15 protein-coding genes are annotated in these 21568 nt (G+C 70.7%); 9 read left to right on the top strand and 6 right to left on the bottom strand.

Annotated features, from left to right (window positions below; translation table 11 throughout):
* Positions 1-2 precede the first annotated feature (2 nt).
* Together VFZ09_RS43615 and VFZ09_RS43610 are read left to right on the top strand one after the other, a co-directional pair.
* Positions 3-860 carry a carboxypeptidase-like regulatory domain-containing protein gene (locus tag VFZ09_RS43615; RefSeq protein ID WP_329733745.1) on the top strand — a complete coding sequence of 286 codons (858 nt, stop codon included), beginning with the start codon at positions 3-5 and terminating at the stop codon, positions 858-860.
* A gap of 84 nt (positions 861-944) precedes the next feature.
* Positions 945-2042 (top strand): FAD-dependent oxidoreductase, encoded by a 1098-nt coding sequence (locus VFZ09_RS43610; protein WP_329733744.1) that lies wholly within the window; start codon positions 945-947, stop codon positions 2040-2042.
* Here the strand turns inward: VFZ09_RS43610 and VFZ09_RS43605 are convergent.
* The 4 genes from VFZ09_RS43605 to VFZ09_RS43590 all read right to left on the bottom strand — a co-directional run bounded on the left by VFZ09_RS43605 (position 2035) and on the right by VFZ09_RS43590 (position 6142).
* A complete protein-coding gene (locus VFZ09_RS43605) occupies positions 2035-2667 on the bottom strand; it encodes a hypothetical protein (RefSeq protein WP_329733743.1) in 633 nt (210 codons plus the stop codon). The two genes, VFZ09_RS43610 and VFZ09_RS43605, sit on opposite strands and share 8 nt — an antisense overlap.
* Positions 2664-3128: a hypothetical protein gene (locus VFZ09_RS43600; RefSeq protein ID WP_329733742.1), complete on the bottom strand. Its 465-nt coding sequence runs from the start codon at positions 3126-3128 to the stop codon at positions 2664-2666. Before VFZ09_RS43600 ends, VFZ09_RS43605 begins: the two co-directional genes overlap by 4 nt.
* Positions 3129-3372: 244 nt before the next feature.
* Positions 3373-4521: a tolB protein precursor protein gene (locus VFZ09_RS43595; protein ID WP_329733741.1), complete on the bottom strand. Its 1149-nt coding sequence runs from the start codon at positions 4519-4521 to the stop codon at positions 3373-3375.
* Positions 4522-4534: 13 nt separating this feature from the next.
* Positions 4535-6142 carry an N-acetylmuramoyl-L-alanine amidase gene (locus VFZ09_RS43590; RefSeq protein ID WP_329733740.1) on the bottom strand — a complete coding sequence of 536 codons (1608 nt, stop codon included), beginning with the start codon at positions 6140-6142 and terminating at the stop codon, positions 4535-4537.
* 215 nt (positions 6143-6357) lie between these two features.
* Here VFZ09_RS43590 and VFZ09_RS43585 point away from each other — a divergent pair, with 215 nt between their 5' ends.
* Both VFZ09_RS43585 and VFZ09_RS43580 read left to right on the top strand, forming a co-directional pair.
* Entirely contained in the window at positions 6358-7092 is a 735-nt protein-coding gene (locus tag VFZ09_RS43585; protein ID WP_329733739.1) for a metallophosphoesterase, read from the top strand.
* Between the two features lie 219 nt (positions 7093-7311).
* Entirely contained in the window at positions 7312-8163 is an 852-nt protein-coding gene (locus VFZ09_RS43580; RefSeq protein ID WP_329733738.1) for a class I SAM-dependent methyltransferase, read from the top strand.
* A 134-nt stretch (positions 8164-8297) separates the two neighbouring features.
* Here VFZ09_RS43580 and VFZ09_RS43575 read toward each other — a convergent pair whose 3' ends face one another.
* Positions 8298-10211, bottom strand: coding sequence for a potassium transporter Kup (locus VFZ09_RS43575; RefSeq protein ID WP_329733737.1), 1914 nt, complete (start codon positions 10209-10211; stop codon positions 8298-8300).
* Between the two features lie 265 nt (positions 10212-10476).
* Here VFZ09_RS43575 and VFZ09_RS43570 point away from each other — a divergent pair, with 265 nt between their 5' ends.
* The 5 genes from VFZ09_RS43570 (at position 10477) to VFZ09_RS43550 (ending at position 19502) form a co-directional block, all read left to right on the top strand.
* On the top strand, positions 10477-13659 hold the full coding sequence (locus VFZ09_RS43570; protein WP_329733736.1) for a GAF domain-containing protein: 3183 nt from the start codon (positions 10477-10479) through the stop codon (positions 13657-13659).
* 108 nt (positions 13660-13767) lie between these two features.
* Positions 13768-14013 (top strand): DUF378 domain-containing protein, encoded by a 246-nt coding sequence (locus tag VFZ09_RS43565; RefSeq protein ID WP_329733735.1) that lies wholly within the window; start codon positions 13768-13770, stop codon positions 14011-14013.
* 145 nt (positions 14014-14158) lie between these two features.
* Entirely contained in the window at positions 14159-16405 is a 2247-nt protein-coding gene (locus VFZ09_RS43560) for a hypothetical protein (RefSeq protein ID WP_329733734.1), read from the top strand.
* Positions 16402-17766, top strand: coding sequence for a hypothetical protein (locus VFZ09_RS43555; protein WP_329733733.1), 1365 nt, complete (start codon positions 16402-16404; stop codon positions 17764-17766). Before VFZ09_RS43560 ends, VFZ09_RS43555 begins: the two co-directional genes overlap by 4 nt.
* An 89-nt stretch (positions 17767-17855) precedes the next feature.
* Entirely contained in the window at positions 17856-19502 is a 1647-nt protein-coding gene (locus VFZ09_RS43550) for a hypothetical protein (RefSeq protein ID WP_329733732.1), read from the top strand.
* Between the two features lie 6 nt (positions 19503-19508).
* Here VFZ09_RS43550 and VFZ09_RS43545 read toward each other — a convergent pair whose 3' ends face one another.
* Positions 19509-21479: a lipoxygenase family protein gene (locus tag VFZ09_RS43545; protein WP_329733731.1), complete on the bottom strand. Its 1971-nt coding sequence runs from the start codon at positions 21477-21479 to the stop codon at positions 19509-19511.
* Between the last annotated feature and the right edge of the window lie 89 nt (positions 21480-21568).

Genomic DNA, 21568 nt, shown 5'->3' with positions numbered 1-21568 from the left:
TCATGAAGCGTCCGAGTCTCGTCATCTGCTGTGCTCTTCTCGGGCTCGCCCCGGTCGCCTGTGGCGACGGCGTGGACCCGGATCCAGGTGTGGACCGCGGGGACAGCACGATGGTGGACCTCGACCACCTGACCATCGGCGTCACCGGCCACGCCGAGCTCTTCCCCGAGGCCGCACGCCTGCTCGAATCCCGGGGCCAGGCGGTGCCCTCGCTCGAGGGACTCCCGCTCATCATCGAGGAGCCCCTGCGCGTGGGTGTGAGCGACGCGGACTCCGTGCTCGGCCGGGGTGACATCGGCGCCGCGGGTGCGTTCTCCGTGCCCGATGTGCCCGTGCGAGACATCCACCTGAGTCTCGCCGCCCGCTTCGAGCACGAAGGGTTCGTGCGCAGCTCCACGGTCGTCTTCGACACCGTCTTCACCCGCACCCGGCCCCGCACCGACATCATCAACGCCCGCGTCTGGGCGCTGCCCACCTCCTTCCACGACGCCCTCACCCGCGCCGTCGGCGAGCCGTGGATCCGCGCCCATACCGATGACCGGGCCCGCACGCTGCGCGAGGCCGGCTTCATCCTCGGCCGCGTCGTGGATGCCTCGGGCGCGCCCGTCGCGGGTGCCCATGTGGTGCTCGATCGCGGAGACCTCGCCCACCGCATCTACTACCCCGCCCCGGACTTCCAGAGCGCCACCCAGGACGCCACCAGCGCCACCGGCCTCTTCGTCTACGTCCACTCCGGCGCGGAAGCGGAGACCTTCAGCCTCTCCATCCAGGGCTCCAGGGACTACCAGGCCCGCAACGCGGGTGCCGCCGCGGGCATGGGGCTCGTCCTCACGCTGTATCCGGGCAGCTACACTCCGTAGCTCCCCGGAGCTCCGGAGCGGGCCGGCGGCCTGACGGGGGCTCGTTCGCCCGGCAGCCCCGCGCGGTGAGGTACGGTGGCCGCCGTGAAACGCCTCGTCCTCGCCGGCCCCGGCCACGCGCACCTCTTCGTGCTGGAAGCCCTGGCCCGGGCTCGCTGGCCGGGCGTGGAGACGGTGCTGGTCTCCCGGGGGCGCACGCAGTTCTACAGCGGGAGGGTCCCGGGTTATCTGGCGGGGCAGTACGCGCTGGAGGCGCTGCGCTTCGACCTGGAGGGGCTCGCACGAGCGGCCGGGGCAAGGCTGGAGCCGAGTGGTGTCACGGGCCTGGACGCGGACCGGCGGGAGCTCCGGCTGGGAGACGGACGGACGCTGACGTACGACGCGGCGAGCTTCGACATCGGCTCGCTGCCCGCGGGCGACTCGGTGCCCGGGGTGCGCGAGCACGCGGTACCGCTCAAGCCGCTGGAGGGGGCCCTCTCCCGCCTCGCGTCGGGCCAGGAGACGGGCCCGCTGCTGGTGGTGGGCGGGGGCGCGGCGGGCGTGGAATTGGCGCTGTGCCTCCAGGCGCGCACGGGCCGGCCCACCGTACTGCTCGAGGACGGGCCCCAGGTGCCCCGGGGTGCCTCCCGCGCGGCCGCGCGCCGCGTGCGGGGACTGCTGGAGCGCCGGGGAGTCCACCTGCGCCTGGAGTCCCGCGTGACGGCGCTGGAGGCCAGCGTGGCCCACCTGGCCTCGGGCGAGCGGCTCGCCTTCGGCACGTGCGTGTGGGCCACGGGCGCCCGGGCACCGGAGCTCTTCGCCTCGAGCGGCGCGGCCGTGGATGCACGGGGCTACCTCGCGGTGAAGGACACCCTGGAGAGCCCCTCGCACCCGGGGCTCTTCGCGGCGGGAGACTGCGCGGGCTTCCTCAGCGGACAGCACGTACCGAAGGCCGGTGTGTACGCGGTGAGGCAGGGGCCGGTGCTGCGCCACAACCTGCACGCCTTCCTCACGGGCACGGGCTCGCCGAGGCCCTACCGGGCCCAGCCGGGTTTCCTCTCGCTGCTCAACGCGGGAGATGGCACGGCGGTGGGCGAGTGGAAGGGACTGGCCTTCCACGGCCGCGCCATGTGGCGATTGAAGGACTTCATCGACGGGCGCTTCATGGCCCGCTTCCAACGGCTGGCCACGCGCCTCACGTGACCGCGGGCTCCCGCTCCTCGGACACGGGAGGGTGTCCCGCACCGAGCGCCAGCCGCAGCGCCCGCACGAAGGCATCGAAGCTCTTGTCCCCGCCGTGCATCCGCTCGGGGTCCAGGTAGCGCGCCACGCGCTTCTGCTCCCTGTCGCTCCAATCTCCGAGCAGCTTCCTCAGAAGCACCTCGGGCCGGCCTCGCGCACGCGAGCTCCCTTCCGGCAGGTGCGCTCCAGCCACACGCTCGAGGGCCTTCTCGTCCGCGAACACCCAGCTCGCGATGGAGGGGATCGCGGGCACCAGGAGCACCCGCTCGGACACGCCTGCCCTGATGAGCGGAAGCTGAATCTCCTGGAGCAGGTCGGCGATGCGCTGCCTGTTCCGCGTGTGCGTGTCGAAGACGACGATGATGGGTTGATAGTCCCTCTCGGACAGCAACAGCACGATGGAGAGGATGCCCATGATGTGCGGCGCTCCAAACAGCCGCACCGTCTCGAAGCAGGGCGGCTCCTCCAGGTGCAGCCGCGCCACCACCTTCCGAGCCAATGCCTCCACGAGCCACTTGCCTTCATTGCCCTCGACGATGAAGGCAACCTTCGGACGGCCGGACAACCTGGAAGACCTCCTCTTCATCTGCGCCTCCAGCTCTCCAGGAGCGCCATGTAGGGGATGTGGCACTCCCCGAAACGCGCGGCATGCCGAAGCTTCAGGTCGAGCACCTCGCGGAACGAGTGCACGGGGGATAGTGCATCCGACATGTCCTGCTCGTTGACGAGCACGGTGTTGATCTCCTTGCCCCAGGTCAGTGCTTGGATGGCCGCCTTGCTGAACTCCGCTCCGATGTAGAGGAAGACCCCGAGCGTCCCCGTCAGCTTGCGGGCCTCCAACAGGAAGTGCCGGTGTCCATCCGTGAAGGAGATGTCGATCTCCTCCCCGGGTGGCCGGAGGTTGCGCCGCGGGTGCAAGGACTCGGACTCGAGCAGCTCGTACACGAGCCCCTCGAGCCGGCGGCCCCGCGTGTGTGCCTCCGTCCCGCCCCTCTTCAGCGCCTCGTACTCCCTCCTCAGGGCCGCCTTCCCTCGTCCCATCCCCATGCCCCTCCCCTCCCGGACAGGCCCCCGGGCCTGCTGCTCACTGAACCTGCTCAGTATAGCGGAGGCCCCTGACGTCTCAGGTCAGGCAGTCTGCGGTCCTTTGTCGGGAATGGCAAGGTGCCCCCGGGGAGCTCCACGGTTGGAACTCGGGACCCGGAGGTCTTCTCTCCCAGGTGGGAACCCGGGATGCGTGGCACCCTCACCCCGTCCCTCTCCCGAGGGGAGAGGGGAGGTTGGCCCGGGCTCAGGTGCCCTCGGCCCGCCCGGTGCCCTGCCCCGCGGGCGGCAACGTCTTCGGCACGAACCAGCGCGGCAACCAGTCCGCTCCCTTCGTGCTCGTCAACTGCGTCTGGCCGCTCCCGTCCGCCCTCATCAGGAACAGCTCCACGTCTCCCGTGCGCTCCGACGCGAACGCCAGGTACTTCCCATCCGGACTCCACTCCGGCTGGTCATCCGTGCTCTTCCCATCCGTCAGCGCCACCGGCTCCCCTCCCGCCATGTCCGCCACCCAGATGCGCGCCTTCTGGTCCTTCGCCCTCCCCACGAACGCCAGCTTCTTCCCGTCCGGACTCCACACCGGCTCCCGCTCCTCCCCCGTCTGCTGGCTCCCCGACACCGCCTTCACATCCGTCCCGTCCGGCTTCACCACGAACACCCGGACCCGCCCCTCCCGGTCGCTCACGAACGAAATCCACTTCCCGTCCGGACTCCACTTCGGCGCCATGTCCTCCTTGTGGAAGAACGTCAGCCGCCTCACGTCCGTCCCATCCGCCTTCATCACGTAGATTTCCGGATCTCCCGTCCGGCTCGACGCGAACGCCACCTGCGTCCCGTCCGGTGACACGCTCGGCTCGAAGTTGCCCTCGGGCGCCTGCGTCAGCCGCGTCACCTCCGCGTCCGCCCGCGGCGCCTGCCGCACCACGTCGCTGAAGCTCTGCGCGTCCGACTCGGCCACGAACCAGCTGCCGTCCGGCGACCAGCTCGGGTTGCGCGCACGGCCCCGCGGCGGCGCCAACATCACCACCGGTCCGCCGTCCAGCGGCGCCAGTCTCAGCTGCTCCACGTGCAGCCCTTGAATCTCCGCCGCCGCCACCACCACCAACGACGCGCCATCCGGAGATGGCGCGCCGGGGTACTCATCCTCGGGACCTCGCGTCAGCTGCGTCTGCTCTCCCGTGGCGGGCCGCACCCACCAGACATCCTTCTGGGGCGCTCGCTCCGACACGAAGGCAATCACTCCCGGCAACCCCCTCCGCTCCTGCTCGGAGAGGGGCCCGGAGCCGGATGCGCCCGAGCCACACGTGCCCGCCTTGCATCCAGCCCCGAGCAGGGCGAGCACCGCCCACCGCCGTGCTCCACCCCACCACGCCTTTTTCGCGAAGTCCCGAGTCATCACAACCCGACTCTTACCGCACCTGCACGGCGTCCGCGATGACCTGGTAGCCCGCCGTGGTCCAGCGGCTCAGCTGCACCTTGTTCCAGCCGGCCGGGAAGCTCCACGTGCCGAGCGTGTTCCACCGGCCACCGTTGATCTGCTGGTTCACGTTCACCGTGGCCAGCCTGGTGCCGCTGGAGTTGGTGATGATGAAGGGCGCCGTCGTGGAGCGGTCCGTGGCGGACGTCCACCAGGCGTCGATCGTCTTGGTGGCCGCCGCGGGCAGGTAGAAGTAGAACGTCACCGGCTCCGACACCGCCGCCGTGGGCGAGGCGTAGTAGCCCGAGCCGTAGTAGCCCGCCACGTTCGTGGAGGACACCCAGCTGGTGCCCGTCACCTCGACGTAGCCCTTGGAGGTGTCGTTGTTGGCCTGGTTGCTGTCGATGATGATGCTGCCCGTGCTGCCACCGCCGCAGTAGCCCTGGATCTTGCTGATGTACGTGCTCCACGGCCAGTTGGGGCCCGGGTCCGTACGGGAGGCGGGCTGCAGCCGGCCGTGCGCCACGATGTGGTAGCTGTCCCGGACGATTCCCTGGCCCTGGGTGATGTCGCACGAGAGCTTCGCCGAGGCGTCGATCTGCCCCGCGGGGAAGGACGTCTGGCTGGCCGAGCCACCGTGCTCGATACCCACCGAGAAGTTGTTCACCGAGGTGCCGTTGAGGCCGCACATCACGCTGCCGTTGAGGCTGCAGTCGTAGCTGGCGCCCACGTGCCAGCCGCGGTTGGACTCGAGCACCAGCTGGGAGATCTCCGAGCCGCTCTCGTTCACCACGTAGTGCGCGCTCACGCCGGAGGCGCTGTTCGTCAGCCAGCTCCAGCAGCTCGAGTAGCTGCCCTCACAGGTGTGGATGACGATCATCGACACGTCCGTGCCCGCCGGACGCGAGTTGTAGTTGGGCGAGGGACGCCAGATGGCCGGGGCGTAGTCCGCGCTCATCGAGCGCACCACGCCGGGCGCGGGGAACTTCGCCTGCGCCTGGGTGGGCATCAGCGACACGGCCAGATCGCCCGCGGGCGTCTGGGCCACCGCGCCCTTGCGCATCACGTCATAGACGTTCTGGTGGATGTACTGGGCCTGCGCCTCGGCGTTGTCGATGCCGCTGTACTTCGCCGCGGCCGGGGCCCACGCGCCCACGTCCGCACGGTCCAGCTTCAGCTCGTTGGCGTACGAGGACAGCAGCGCGGCGGCGGCCCGGATGTTGGCCTCGGGCTGGGTGCGCACCGCCTCCTCGGCCACGCCGGCAAGGCGCGCGCCCTCGGAGAGCTTCTCACCCCGCAGCGCCATCAGACCGAACGCCGCGGGCACGCCCTCGAACTCCACCTGGCCCTGGATCATCTCCCACCGGGTCTCGGTGTAGGAGATGGCCTTGAGCAGCTCCGCCGGAACGCCGAAGTCCGCGCCGGCCTTCGCGAAGGCCTGGTCCAGCTGGTACGGGGTGCGCTCGGCCTCGCGCTGGGCGGGGGTGCGGGAGTCCTCGGTCGCGGCCGGGGTCTGGGTGGGAGCGGGCTCCTGGGGACCACAGGCAGCCAGGGCAAGAGCAGCGGCCAGGGTGGCCAACGGCTTACGGAACGGGTGCATGGACAGCACTCCTATGGAAAGACGAGGCTGGGGGGACTGGCGCGGTAACATGCACTTTCTCAGAGCACAAGGGAAGCACGTTTTACCAGGAATTCACTTGAAGTCCCAAGTATCCCAGGTATATTGAGCGGTTGGCCGGTGGCCGCCCGAGGGGCATGCGGGCGCGGGGCGACAGGAGGGGCGACGTGGGAGGCGGGCTGGGTTAGGAGAAGGACATGCGTCTCTTCGCCATTGGCGACACCCATCTGCCCTCCACGCGCAACAAGGACATGCACCGCTTCGGGTGGGCGGAGCATCCACTGCCCTTGCAGCGCGCCTGGGACGAGAAGGTGCGGCCCGAGGACGTGGTGCTGGTGGTGGGCGACATCTCGTGGGCGACGCGGCCCACGGAGGTGCTGGACGACCTGAAGTGGCTGGACGAGCGGCCGGGGCGCAAGGTGCTGGTGCGCGGCAACCACGACTACTGGTGGGGCGATTCGGCGTCGAAGCTGCGCAGGCTGCTGGAGCCGTACAAGACGCTGGAGAACTTCCTGCACAACAGCTCGGTGGTCATCGGGCGGTGGGTGATTGCCGGCACGCGGCTGTGGACGGCGCCCGAGGCCCCGCCGATGCCGGGCGGGGAGATGGGGGACGAGTCGGGGGACGCGGGGTACGTGGAGCGGGAGACGCGGCGGCTGGCGGCCTCCATCGCGGACGCGGAGAAGAAGGAGAAGGAGAGCGCCGAGCCGCTGACGCGGGTGGTGGCGGTGCACTTCCCGCCGCTGTACGCCAACGAGAAGACGACGGCGTTCCTGGGCCCCATCGAGGCCTTCAAGCCGAAGGTGTGCGTCTACGGACACCTGCACGCGGGAGGCATCCCGGCGGGCTTCACCGGGGAGCGGGCCGGCATCCGCTACGTGCTGGCCTCGTGTGACGCGGCGGGCTTCTCGCCCCTGCTGCTCGACGAGTAGCCCCGGCTACTCGGCCACGGAAGTAGTGACGGCGTGCCCCGCGCGAGGAGCGTGCGCGCGGTGCAATGTCCAGCGAGCACGCCTCCACCGTCCGCTCCGTGACGGACACCCCCACGCTCCCGTCCACCACGGACAGTCACCCCACCCCGTGGGGCCGTGGCCTTGTCAGGGACGAACGTTTCTCACGTGCGGACAATCCGAGACACAGGAGAACACCCCATGTTGAAGAAGGACCTGCACGAGGCCAACCGCCTCTCCTGGAACGCCGCCACCCGCGCCCACAACAGCCACAAGGGCGACCAGGCCCGCTTCCTCCGCGAGGGCGGCTCCACCCTCTTCCCCGAGGAGCTCGAGCTGCTCGGCGACCTGCGTGGACGCTCGCTCCTCCACCTCCAGTGCAACTCCGGACAGGACACCCTCAGCCTCGCCGCCCGCGGCGCCCTCGTCACCGGCGTGGACATCAGCGATGAGGCCATCGGCTTCGCCCGCTCCCTCTCCGCGGGCTCCGGCCTCCCCGGCACCTTCGAGCGCTCCGATGTCTACGACTGGCTCGCCTCCGCGCCCCCGGCCCGCTTCGACCTCGTCTTCTGCTCCTACGGCGTCACCTTCTGGCTGTCCGACCTGAACTCCTGGGCCGAGGGCATCTCCCGCGTCCTCGTGCCCGGTGGCCGCTTCGTCCTCGTCGAGTTCCACCCCGTCCTCTGGATGTTCGACGAGAAGCTCCGCCTCACCTACCCCTACGGCGGCGGCCACTCCATCCCCGAGGCCGTCGGCGTCGGGGACTACGTCGCCCGGTCTGGTGAGGGACTCGTGCACTGGGGCTACGAGGAGGGCGTGCGGGATTTCAAGAATCCCCACCCCTGCCACGGCTTCCAGTGGGGGCTCGGGGACGTCATCAATCCCCTCCTGCGCCACGGGCTCCAGCTCGAGCGGCTCGAGGAGTACTGCTACGCCAACGGCTGCCAGGTGCTCGAGGGCATGCGCGCCGCCCCTGGCCACCGCTTCCTGCTCCCCGACGGCGTCCCCGAGATTCCTCTCATGTTCGGACTGTCCGTCCGTAAACCGGGGTGAGCACGGTCAGGGGCACGGGTCCTCTTGCACGGGCTCAACCCGGGGTCCAGATACCCTCACCCCGTCCCTCTCCCGGAGGGAGAGGGGACATGGCCGCGAGCAGGAGACGGCGGCGACAGCTCCACCTGCTCGGGCTACAGCTCGACCTGGGCGCCCAGCTCCACCACCCGGTTGGGCGGAATCCGGAAGTACGCCGTCGCGCTCCTCGCGTTGCGCGACATCCATGAGAACAACGCCTCCCTCCACATCGCCATCCCCGGCTTCTTGCTCGGTATCAGCGTCTCGCGCCCCAGGAAGAACGACGTCCCCATCAGGTTGAACTGCAACCCCTTCTCCCTCGCCCGCTTCAGGATGTCCGGAATGCTCGGGTTCTCCATGAAGCCGTAGCGCGCAATCACCCGCACGAAGCCCTCCTCCAGCTTGATGACCTCCACCCGGTCCTCCGGCGGCACGTGCGGCACCTCCTCCGACGCGATGGTCAGCAGCATCACCTGCTCGTGCAGCACCTTGTTGTGCTTGAGGTTGTGCAACAGCGCCGGCGGCGTGCCCTCCGGGTTGCCCGTCATGAAGATGGCCGTCCCCGGCACCCGCACCGGCGGATGGTCCCCGAAGCTGTCCAGCAGCTGCTTCAGCGGGATGCTGCTGCCCCGCAGCCGGTTGGCCAGGATGTCCCGCCCCTTCTTCCACGTCGTCATCAGCGTGAACACGCACAGCGCCATCAGCAACGGGAACCAACCGCCCGCGGCGATCTTCACCGCGTTGGCCCCGAAGAAGGACAGATCCACCAGCCCGAAGAACCCCGCCACCGGCAGCGCCACCACCCTCGACACGTTCCACCGCTCGCGCGCCACCACGTACGCCAGCCCCGTCGTGATCGCCATCGTCGACGTCACCGCGATGCCGTACGCCGCCGCCAGGTTCGTGGACGACTTGAAGCCCAGCACCAGGAGGATGACGCCCACCAGCATCGCCAGGTTGATGCCCGGCAGGTAGATCTGCCCCCGCTCCTCCGCCGAGGTGTGCACCACCTCCAGACGCGGGCTGTAGCCCAGTTGGATGGCCTGCTGGGTAATCGAGAACGCCCCGGAGATGAGCGCCTGCGAAGCGATGACCGTTGCCCCCGTGGCCAGCACCACGAGCGGGTAGAGGGCCCAGTCCGGCGCCAGCAGGTAGAAGGGATTGCGCGCCGCGCTCGGATCCCTCAGCAGCAGCGCCCCCTGCCCCATGTAGTTGAGCATCAGCGCCGGCAGCACCACCACGAACCACGCCCACTTGATGGGCCGCCAGCCGAAGTGGCCCATGTCCGCGTAGAGCGCCTCGCCCCCCGTCACCACCAGGAACACCCCGCCCAGCACCAGGAAGCCATGCCCGTGGTTGTGCAGGAAGAAGCGCACCGCCTGCACCGGCGAAAACGCCCACACCACCGCCGGGTACGTCACCATCTCCTTCACGCCCAGCACCGCCAGGGTGAGGAACCACACCAGCATGAAGGGCCCGAAGATGGCGCCAATCCCCGCCGTCCCGTGCCGCTGAATCAGGAACAGGCCCACCAGGATGGCGATCGTCAGCGGCTGGATGTAGGGCTCGAAGAACGGCGTGGCGACGCTCAGGCCCTCCACCGCGCTCAGCACCGAGATGGCCGGGGTGATGAGCCCGTCCCCATACAGCAGCGCCGCGCCGAAGATGCCCAGGGTGATGACCACCGGCCGTATCTTCACCTCCTCGCCCCGCTTGCGCTGCATCGCCAGCGCCATCAGCGCGAGAATCCCGCCCTCGCCCCGGTTGTCCGCCCTCATCACGAACACCAGGTACTTCACCGACACCACGACGATGAGCGCCCAGAAGATGAGCGACAGCACCCCCAGCACGTTCTCGTGCGTCGCCTGCACCCCGTGCGGACCGGTGAAGCACTCGCGCAGCGCGTACAGCGGGCTGGTACCGATGTCTCCGTAGACGATTCCCAGCGCGCCCAGCGCCAACGTGGCGACGCGCTTGCCGGAGTCCGCGGCTTCCGGAACGGCGGGGGTGGAGCGGGATGGTGCACTCATAGGGCGCCTCCTCTAGCCCAACCCCGGCCCGGGAACAGCCCTTTGACACCCCCCGGGCGCCATCAACTCAAGAATTCCACGACTTCCCGGTAAAAATCACCACTCCCAGTCACCCTTGGCGCACACTCCGCGCCCCCTCCGCCTCCCGAAGGAGGGGCCGGAATGTCACGGGGAGGTCGCATTCGTCGGGAATCCATCGTTTGCCCGGTCTCATGTGGGTAGGCCAACCTCATGGATTCTCCGGGGTCCGCCATTTCGTGCTCACATGCGCCAGCTCAAGCGAGAGTCGGAGACCCCGGTGGGAGCTGGAGCCAGAGAGGCGCGCACGCACGTGGGAGCGCCGGACACCGAGCGTCTGGCCCTGCTCGTCGAGGCGTCCCAACACCTCGCCGACGCCGGCCTGGAGCCGCCCGCCGTCCTCGAGCGCCTGTGCCAGCTGGTGGTGCCCCGGCTGTGCTGCGCCTGCCACGTGCGCCTGCTGTCCGCGGACGGCCGCTGGCTGGAATCGGCGGCCTCGGCCTACACCAACGCGTGGCCCCCCGAGCTGGCGGAGCTCCAGCGGCGGATACCGCCCGAGCACCCGCACGCCCTGCCCCGGACCCTGTCCGCCCACCTGCTGCTGCTGCCCCTGCGCGCGCGCCAGCGGCTGCTGGGCACGCTCGCCATCCACCGCGAGCCGGAGGCGCCCCCCTTCGACGGCGCCGAGCGGCTGCTGCTGCAGGAGCTGGCGGACCGCGCGGGGCTGGCCCTGGACCTGGCCCATGCCCACGAGGCCGAGCGCCGGGCCCGGCACACGGCGGAGGTGGCCGTGGCGCGGCTGGAGCGGCTGCAGCGCGTCACCGCCGCCCTCAGCGAGGCCGTCACCCCCGCCGAGGTGTTGCGCGTCCTCGTCGAGGAGATGGTGTCCGCCATCGGCGCGGAGCGGGCCGCCGCCGTCCTCCCCCTGGCGGATGCGCCTGGACAGCTCGAGGTGGTGAGCCAGCGGGGACTCCCCCCGGAGACGCTCGCGCGCCTGAGCCGCTTCCCCACCAGCGCCGCCCTGCCCGTGGCCGCCGCGTACCGCACCGGAGAGCCGGTATGGGTGGAGACACGCGAGGCGCTCGACGCCTCGTTCCCGGAGTCGCTCGTGCTGGGGACGGAGACGAGCCGGGCCGTGGCCGCCCTGCCCCTGCGGGCCCGCGGCCGCCCCCTGGGCGCCGTCGCCTTCTCCTTCGACTCGCCCCGGACGTTCGACGCCGACGAGCGCGGCCTCATGCTGGACCTGGCCCGGCAGAGCGCCCAGGCCCTGGAGCGCGCCTGTCTCTACGAGGCCGAGCAGCGGGCCCGCACCCGCGCCGAGCGTGTCGCCTCGCGCACCGCCCGCCTGCAGACGCTCAACGCCGCCCTCTCCCAGGTGCTCACCACGCCCCGCATGGCGGAGGTGGTCATCGACCAGGGCGTGGCGGCCGTGGGCGCCCAGGTGGCCGCCCTCTGGCTGGTGGACGATTCCAGCGGCCATGCCCGGCTGCTGCGCAGCGTGGGGCTTCCCCCGGACGTCACCGGGGCGCTGGCGGCCCTGCCCCTCGGACACGACACGCCCCTGGATGATGCCCTCCAGCGCGGCCAGCCGGTGTTGCTCGAGTCCCACGAGGAGCTGCTGCGCCGCTACCCCCTCCTGGAGCAGCGCGCGCGCGCGACGGTGCCCTCCATGCTTCCGCTCGCCGTGGCCTGCCTGCCGCTGCGGGTGGACGGGCAGGGCCTGGGCGTGCTCGTCCTGGGCTTCCCCGGGGTGCACCGCTTCGACGACGACGAGCGCGTCTTCCTCACGCTGCTGGCCCACTACGCCGCCCAGGCCCTCGAGCGCGCCCGGCTCCATGCCCAGGAGCGCAGTGCCCGCGAGGCCCTGCACGAGGCCCACCACACGCTCCAGGCCATCATCCAGTCCTCGCCCGCCGCCATCACCCTGCTGGAGCTGGATGGCACCGTGCGCCTGTGGAACCCCGCCTCCGAGCGCATCTTCGGCTGGAGGGCCGAGGAGGTGCTCGGCCGCTTCACACCCGTGGTGCCCGAGGACAGACGCGAGGAGCTGCACGACAACCTCGCGCGCATCGCCCGCGGCGAGTCCATCCTCGGCCAGGAGACGCGCCGCCTGCGCCGAGATGGCCTCCCCATCGAGGTGACCATGTGGGCCACCGCGCTGCACGGGGCCGGCGGCCAGCCGCTGTGCCTCACCGTCATCGCGGACATGACGGAGCGCAAGCGCGCCGAGGAGGCCCTGCGCTTCCTCGCCGAGGCCGGCACCGTCCTGGCCAGCTCGCTGGAGCACGAGGTGACGCTGGAGCGCGTGGCGCACCTGGCCGTCCCCACCTACGCGGACGGCTGCTACGTGTACCTGCTCGGCGAGGATGGCTCGGTGAGCTGCGTGGCCACGGCCCGCGCCGGGGAGCAGCAGGCGCTGCCCCGGGAGCTGGGGCCCCTCGTGCCGGGCGAGTCCGCCGTCTCGCGCGTCATCACCTCGGGGCAGCCGGAGCTGCGCCCGGACCGCGGTCCCTCCCCGCTGCCTCCCGGGGGAGACTTCCTGCTGCCCTGCGAGCGGGCGGCGCGCTCCTACCTGTGCGTGCCCCTGCTGGTGCGCGGCCAGCCCATCGGCGCGCTGTCCTTCGTCTCCGCGCGGCACGGCTATGACGCCCAGCACCTGGCGCTCGCGCAGGAGCTGGCCCGCCGCGCCGCCCTGGCCATCGACAACGCCCGCCTCTACCGCGAGGCCCGCGACGCCATCCGCCTGCGCGAGGAGTTCCTCTCCATCGCCAGCCACGAGCTGCGCACGCCCATCACCGCCATCCAGCTGCACGTGCAGGAGATGCTCAGGCTGCTCGCCCGCAACCCCGAGGGCATTCCCCCGGAGCGCCTGCGCCGCGCCCTCGAGGTGGCGGACCGGCAGGTGAAGCGGCAGATGCACCTGGTGAATGATCTGCTGGACGTGTCCCGGATGGGGGCGGGCCGGCTCGTGCTGCGGCCGGAGCCGTTGGACCTGGCCACCCTGGTGCGCGAGGTGGCCGAGCGCTTCGAGCCGGAGCTGGCGCGCACCGGCTCGCGCCTCACCCTGGAGGCCCCGGCCCCGGTGCCCGGCAGCTGGGACCGGCTCCGGCTGGAGCAGGTGGTGACCAACCTCCTCTCCAACGCGGTGAAGTACGGGCAGGGCAAGCCCATCGGCCTGAGCGTGGAGGCCCGGGAGGGCCGCGCCCGGCTGGCCGTGAGCGACGCGGGCATCGGCATCGCCCCCGAGCACCTGGAGCGCGTCTTCGGCCGCTTCGAGCGCGCCGTCTCCGAGCGCCACTACGGCGGCTTCGGCCTGGGGCTGTGGATCTCCCGGCAGATCATCGAGACCATGGGCGGACACATCAGCGTGAGCAGCCAGCTGGGCGTGGGCTCCACCTTCCGCGTGGAGCTGCCCCCCGCGCCGGCCTGAAGCCAGGGGCGGCCGGGCAGCCGGGCCTCCGGAATGTTCCGCCACCGGCGAGACATCGCCGTCCTGGCCCCTCCATCCATGGCGGAGCGATTCTGGAAAGGACGGGCCATGGACGAGAGAACGCAATCGGGCGTGAGCACCTTCAACAAGGTGCTCGCGGTGCTGGTCATCCTCGGCGCCATCACCTGGGGGCTCATCGGCCTCTTCAAGTGGAACCTGGTGGCGGCCATGTTCGGCGGCGACGCGCAACCCGCGGAGGGGAGCCACCTCTGCCAGCTCGTCTACATCCTGGTGGGACTGGCCGGCGTGGCGTTCGCCTTCACCTTCCCGTGGAGGAAAAGGACAGCGGGGTGATGTTGCGCGTCAAGCTGGAGCAGGCGCACCACGAGGCGATTCAACCGCGCGCGATACAGGGACGGCTCGGAGGCGCGGATAGACTGGCCCCTGCTTCGGACCGCGCACCCCACCTGCCGCGCAGGGTCCGGTGGGGAGGTGCCGCGTGTGCAAGTGTCGAGAGGCTCCACGTCCGGTGGCGGGCACTCCCCGCTGGGTGGCGCTGCTGATGGGGACTGTGCTGCTCACCACCGGCTGCGCCACACGGGCGCCGTACGGCACCGGGGGTAGCCCCCACCACGTGCGCGCCCTCTTGCGCTCGCCCCTGGTGCCGCCGCCCCTGGCCCCCCAAGAGGCAGTCGGGCCGGAGCGGTTGCACCGGCGCCGCGGCGCCCGGGGGCTGGACGCGGACACGAGCGCCAGTGGGGGAAACGTCTCCCAGGGCCCCGCCTCCTGCGGCGGCCTGGCCGTGCCCCCGGGTTGGCCCGACTTCTCCTCCGGCGGCGAAGCGCTGCTGGCGCCCTTCCTCTCGTGCACCTCGCCCGCGGAATACGTCGCCCTGCAACGACGTGTGGACATGCCCCGGCTGGTGGAGGCCCTGGACGAGTGGAGCGTGGTACGGCTGGGCGCCCTGGGGCCGGTGCGCGAGGACGCCGCACCCCTGTTGCAACGCAAGCGCGCCGCCTTCCTGGTGAGCGCCACCGAGCGCTACGGCCCCGTCCACGCCGAGGTGTTCACCCTCTACGTGCTGCACTCGGCCCACGACGACGAAGTGGACGCGGTGCTGCGGCTGCTGGCCCGGGACAAACAGTTGGGGCAGACGCTGGCCCTCATGCCCGCCGTGTGCCAGGAGTTGGAGGCGCGCGGCCTGCCCCTCTCCCGCTACCCGGAGCGCGGCGAGCAGTCCGGGGACGTGCTGCGGGGCCTGGGCCGTGCCGCCCGGGACGCACTCACCACCAGCTCCCTGGTGGACGGCGGGCGCTACCTGGAGTTGACGCAGAGGTGGGCGCACCTGCCTCCACCCTACCAACAGGCCGCCCGCGAGGTGGAGCGCGCCCTGGCGCTGCGCCACTTCTCGCCAGGCAGTGTGGCGCTGGGCAGCTTCGACTCCATGACATTCGGAGTGCCGCTGGGCTTCTACTACCTGGTGGCGGGCACAACGCAGGGCGCGTACTCGCTCTCCCAGGGGCACTACGAGCAGGCCACGCGCGAGCTGGCCCCCGCCCTGCTGCTGGGCACCCTGTATGCCGGCGGCAAGGGCCTGCGTGCCCTGTCCCAGGCGCGGGCAATGCTGGGGCCCCAGGCGGTGAAGGTTCGCCTGCGGGAACTCGCCCGGCAGGTGGAGGACAGGCTGGGGGTGAATGGCCTGAAGGAGCTGGTCCGGGACATTCGCGCGAGCCGGGAGGCAGGCGAATTCGTGGCGGTGGGAGGTGTGGACGCCGCGCTGGCGCTGCGCGAGGCCGGGGGGGATGTGGCCCGGGCGCAGGCGCTCATGTCCCGGGCGCGGCCCGGAGCCACGGGCGCTCCGGCGGCGGGACGCGAAGCGCGGCAGGGCTCCGGGCAGGTGGCCCGCGGGGCGGATGACGCCGCACGCGCCCCCCTGGAAACCGGAGCCCTGGAGCGTGCCGGGGGACTGGCCTCGCTGGTGGACGAGGGGGCGGGCCTTACCCGGGAGGTGGTGGAGGCGCGGCTGGCGCTGGTGGAGGGGGAGTCCTCGGGCGCGCGGCTGCCCCGGGACGTGGCGGTGCTCGAGAAGCAGCGGCCCTCGGCCAACGCTCCTCCCCCCGGAGCTGGAGGCAACCCGCGTTGGGGCGAGTACGTCGCCTATTACGAGAAGCGCCTGGCAGAGCTCCGACAGGGCAAGTCCGCCAAGGGGCCGCTGCGCTGGGTGGACTATGAGCAGTTGTGGGCGAGGTTTGCCCGGGGGCTGGCCTTCGAGCGCTTCATGGTGGAGTTGCTGGAAGCCGACGCGAAGCGGCCCCGGGCCGAGCGCCAGTTCCTCGGAGCCTTCCTCCAGCCGCGTATCCTGCGCTCCGTGGGAGTCTGGAAGCCGGAGAGCGGCCTGCGCTATGCGGATGTGCTCGTCATCGAGGAGGGAGGGCCTGCCGGAGCGCCCCCTCGCATCGAAACGTATAGCTTCAAGAGCCGCGACCTCTCGGATCTCAATCCGGAGGGCTTGAAGGCACAGTTGGTGGAGGACGCGGCGGAAGCCCTCCAGAAATACGGCGGGACGCTGGACATCCGCCGGAGTTCTCTCCAGCGTCTTCTCCGCGAGGCGCGCGAGGTGTCCGTCCAGAGGGTTCGCCTCATCTATGAGGGAGGCGTCTTCTTGCCCGAGAACGCCAGGAACCTGGAGTCCGCCGTGGAAGCAACCCGGAACAAGGTTCCGGGAGTGGAGGTGTCGTTCCAATGAAGGTGTTGCGGATTTTCGGCGAGCGGAGCGAGGACACGCTCTGGCTCTCCTTCAAAGGCGCCATCGACCCACGGGCGGCACTCGAGGGTGGGTTGGAGCCCCTCTTCCACGCGCTCGAGGAGAACGCTGACGGGTGGATGCCGGATGTCGTCAACGGCAAGCGGCAGCGCAAATACGCCCGGGCCACCATCAGGAAGGCGCTCGAAGAGCGGCGCGATGAGAACAGCACGGCCCTCGGACTCTACCGGACGAGCTTGCCCGCCTTGGACATGTCGCTCTGGCTCAGGCTGCTTCCCCTGCCTGCCGAAATGGACATCACCCTCTACGTCAAACCCCTCAACTTCTTCGCCGAGGCGGAGCGCTGCCGCCGCTTCGTGGAAATGGTACGCGCCTGGGCCTGTCATTACCCGGTTTCTCATGCCGCGGCCCATGGCAGTGATGACACGGAACTGACGGGCTTTCCCCGCTTTGGCCGCGACAGGGAGACCTTTCACAGAAACGGTTTCGACAAGGTGTACGAGGTGTTCTGGCTCAACGTCTTCGGCCCCGGGTTGGTGGAGACCGTGGGCCGCGAGCGCATGCTGTCCACGCCGGCCTGGCGCGTGGAGGAACTGCCCAACGGCTGCGTCCTGCTGGTGACATGGCCCACCGCCGCGGACTTCGCCAGCGACGAGGCTCGCCTGGCCCAGGCCCGCGCCCACGCGCACCTGCGGCCGGACCTGGACTTCGACACGCTCCTGCGCACCCTGCGCGAGCGCAGCGCCATGCTCGCCCCCGTGGAGCCCCGTTTCCACCCGGACGTGGCGCCGCTTCTCTCGCGCGTGGTGGACCGCACCGCCAGCCACCAGCGCCAACGGAGAATCGCCGAGCTCAACGCCTGGCAGCCGCCCGAGCCCCTGGAGTGGCTCCCCGCCGCCGCCGCCCTCCCTCCGGACGTGGACAGGCCCGAGCACGCCCTGGAGCACTACGGCACCCTGGCCGAGCACCTCGTCGCCCTGCTGCACACCCAGGTCCCCTCCGTCCTCGCGGGCTCGCCCGAGTCTCTCACCGACATCGACTTCTATTTCTGGCGCGAGGACTTCCCCAAGAGCCGCCTGCGGGAGAACATCGAGGCGTACGCGCTTCCCGCCATCGGCGCCTACCTGGGCGAGGTGCTGGTGCGCCACCTGGGAGGCCAGTGGATACCGCGCCAGAAGCTCGAGGAGACCCAGGTGCTCGTGGGCCACCGTGCCTGGCTCCCCTTCGTCCGCGCCCGCCACTACATGCGCTCATGCGAGACGCTCCTGGACTACTCCCTGACGCTCCTCTACCGCGTGGCCGAGCGGCACCGAACGAGCCAGCACGGGCAGGGCCATGGCTGAGATATGAGTCGCATCACCCCCCTCGGGTGAGGCGCGTCACAGCGCCCACGCGGGAGCTTCAGCATGCTGGGTGAATGAAAGAGACGGCGATGCCCACTCACAGCGGCGACCTCGAATTGCTGTTGGTTCACGCGGACACGAACACCCCCGTCCTGGGCGAAGGGCTGCCGGAGGACTCGGCCGCCGGAGAGCATGAGCGCCCGGACACCGGCGGGTATGAGCCCGTCCCCTTCTGGGACGAGGGCGGAGACCCGAACGACCTCGAGGTCCAGCGCTGGGGCCTCATCCTCCCGGAGGGCCCCGCCGGGGATCGCCTGCGCGACCTCATCCAGCCACTCATCTCCCTCCGGCGCGAGCAGCAGGGCGGGCAACCCATCCAGGAGTACCGCGTCCCCTCCCGGCCCATGTCCATGGCCGAGGCCGCGCAGTGGCGCAAGGCGCACTTCGACGCGGGCGGGAGCACCAACACGGACCTGCCGCGCTACCAGCTCATCCTCGGCGATCTCGACCAGGTGCCGCTCGCCCTCCAGCAGATGCAGGCCTCGGACGGCTACGTGGGCCGCCTCCACTTCTCCGACGAGCGGGGGTACGAGGCCTACGTGGAGAAGGTCCTGCGCGCGGAGAAGCTGCCCCGCAGGGCTCCCGGCCGGCTGCTCATGCACACGGCGCACGATGGCTCGGGCGCGCTCGACGCGGGCTTCAAGGCCCTCATCACCCCCGGCCTCGAGCTGGTGCGCGGGGAGCTGGACAAGGGGCTCTTCCCCGCCAGCGGCTGCGACGTCCATGGCCGGGAGCTGGACCCGGGCCTGGAGGCATTCCTGGCGAGCACCGCGAACACCGCCCCCGGCGTCCTCTTCAGCATGAGCCACGGCATCGGCGCGCCCAAGGGCGGCTGGACGTCGGAGCAGGAGCGGCTCGCGGGCCAGGGCGCGATGAGCTTCGGCCGCCAGGGACAGCTCCCCGCCGCCGAGCTGGCCTCGCGCACCTTCATGCCCAACGGCCTCTGGTTCATGTTCGCCTGCTTCGGCGCGGGCACGCCGGACACGAGCGCGTACAGCCACTGGCTCGAGAAGCTCGCCGAGACCGGGCGCTACTCCCGCCTGCCCGACGTGATGAAGACCCTCGCGGGCAAACCCTTCATCGCCGCCACGCCCCAGAAGGCGCTCGCCAACCCCAACGGCCCCCTGGCCTTCATCGGCCATGTGGACCTCGCGTGGACCTTCAGCTTCCGCGAGGACGACTCCCCCGCGAAGAAGCGCCCGGGCCGCTTCATCAACACACTCAAGACGATGCTGAAGCCGGACCGCGTCGGCATCGGCTTCCGCGAGCTGTACCGCTACCTCGCGCTCACCGACACCGAGCTCGCCAGCATCCACGACGAGGAAGTCCGCACGCGCGCCACGCCCACCCGCGAGGAGCTCATCCGCCAGGGCTACCTGTGGATGATGCGGCAGGACATCGCCGGGTACGTGCTGCTCGGAGACCCCGCCGTCCGCCTCCCCGTCGAGTGGAAGCGCCCGAAGCCGGCTCCGCCTCCCGCCCCGCCCCCACCCCCGGCCCCCGCGCCGCTCCCCATCCCGGCGGACAAGCTCGAGGAGGCCATCGGCCATGTCATGACCGGCGAGCGGAGCCTCAAGGACCTCGCCACCGGGTACGGCATCGACCGGCGCGAGCTCGAGCGCCTCGCCGCCCTCTACCGCAAGGCGGGCCGCGCCGCCCTCGGCCTCCCCGAGTGAGCCGGCTCAGATGTTGATGCTCTGGGGAACCCGGCTCGGCAGGAGGAAGGGATAGGGCCCGAAGCGCGTCCGGTTGCGCTCGGTGATGAGCGCCTCGAGCTCCTCGAGCTTCGACTGGAAGCGCGCGAGCGGCTCGCGCACCTTCGCGTCCTTGAACCAGTCCCGCTCGTACCGGCCGAGCCGGGTGTGGACCACACCGCCCAGCAGGTGCAGGAACTCCATCTGCAGCGTGGCCATCTCGAGCGGCGGGAAGTAGTCGAGATAGTCATTGTTGTCGGAGTCGCTCACGGACAGCGGCGCCGCGCGGTACGCCGCGGGCGGCGTGGCGGGCGCGTAGTTCATCAGCGCCGCCTGCGGCGCGTTGACGGCCGCGTGCTGCGCGCTCGCCGTGAAGACGATCAACGTGAGCGCCCGGCACAGGTACGCGAGGCTCTGGATGCGCCCGTCCCCCGCGTCACCGAAGCCGGGGATGCGCGCGCCATCCTGCGAGACGATCTCCGCCGCCCACTCCTGGAGCGCCTTGTCCGCCCGCACCTCGTCGTCCGAGCGGTAGTACAGCTGGACGTAGCTGCTCACCCACTGCTCGATGGCGTTCCAGAGTCCCAGCGCGTCGTCCCGGTAGGGGTACTCGAGCGCGGAGCCATCCACCCCCCGCGCCGCGAGGTTTTCGGGCAGGAAGAGCGTGTTGAACGGGCGGGAGAGCAGGCCCTCCGCGGCGACCTTGCGGCTCGCCCAGATGGTTCCGCCCAGCGACTTGTCCACCTCGTACCCGGGCGCCACCAGCGTGGCCTGCGCCATGTCGTTGATGTTGAGCGTGCCCTCGAAGTGCGGCCGCAGCAGCAGGCTCACCGGGTGCTCGTCCGGAATGCACCGGTGCGTGGCGATGGCCAGCGGGCCGATCAGCAGGTGCGTGAGGCCCAGGTGGGAGACGAGCTCGTGGTGGTTGAAGTCGGCCACGGTGACCACGAGCTTCGCCTTCTTCCAGGCCTCGCCATCCCCGGGCGTGAAGATCTGATGGTTGCGCGGATCCTGCCCGCACTGGATGGCCACCGGGTGGAGCCGCCGCGGTCCCGAACCTTCCCGCGGGAGCGCGAACAGGGCGAGCGGGGCGAAGCAGTATTTGGGGCCCATGGGGAAGTTGCCATTCTTCACGCCCGCCAGGGCCACGTAGTCACACAGGAAGAGCCGGCCCTCCGCGCCCGCCAGCGCCAGCGAGTCCCGCGAGTCGCGCACGGCGACCCGCAGCTGCTCGTCGGTGACGGGGAACTTCTCCCCGGGAGCCGCCACGCGCTCGAGCACCAACGGGTTGAAGCCCGCCACGCGCAGGTAGGCGAAGACCTCGTCGGACTCGAACCTGTCGGCGAACCAGGGCCGCTCGAGCGTGGTGAACAGGCGCGCGTAGTCATCCAGGGACGTGGGCCGCCCGGTGCGCTTCGCGTCCGCCTTCTTGAGCAGGAGCTCGAGAATCTGAAGCGGATGGGTGATGCCCTTCTGGAGGAAGTCCCGGGAGACGAGCGCGACCGTCTTGAGCAGGGAGAGCATCCCCGGCTCCTGCGCATCCCCGCTGAAGGTCAGCGGCCCCTCTTGCTCCTGGGGAAGCGCCGCCTCGAGCTGCTCCGGCGTCATCTGCTCGAGCCGGGCCGGCGCCAGCTCGGAGGTCTCGTGCGGCGCCACCCGGTGCAACGGCATCGCGTCGAGATTCACGGTGCCGAGGCCCACGTGGGAGAGGTCCACCTTCGCCGTGTCTTCGTCGGAGTACGAGAGCGAGTCATCCCAGTGCAGGCGGTTGCGCACGGCCTGGAGCGAGAGCTGCACGCACTGCATGATCCACGGGAGGCCCGGCTTCTCCGCCTTGGGCAGCGTGGCGATCATCGCGAGCGGCGCGAGCTTCTTGTAGTCGTACCGGTAGAGCTGCTTCGGGTCCGCCGGAGTGTCCTCGGCGGAAGCGGGCGGAACGTTCTGGGCGGGATTGGGCACGGGATGACTTTACCAGTTCCTCCTCGCGAAAGAGGGGAACCGGAGCGAGGGACGGGTCTGCCTCCACACGCCCGCCAGCACGGCCGCCC

Origin of the sequence: Archangium sp. (assembly GCF_036277355.1) — a bacterium.
Taxonomy (GTDB): Bacteria; Myxococcota; Myxococcia; order Myxococcales; family Myxococcaceae; genus Archangium.
The sequence above is the reverse complement of the archived record's forward strand: the minus strand, read 5'-3'. Positions and strand labels throughout refer to the sequence as shown.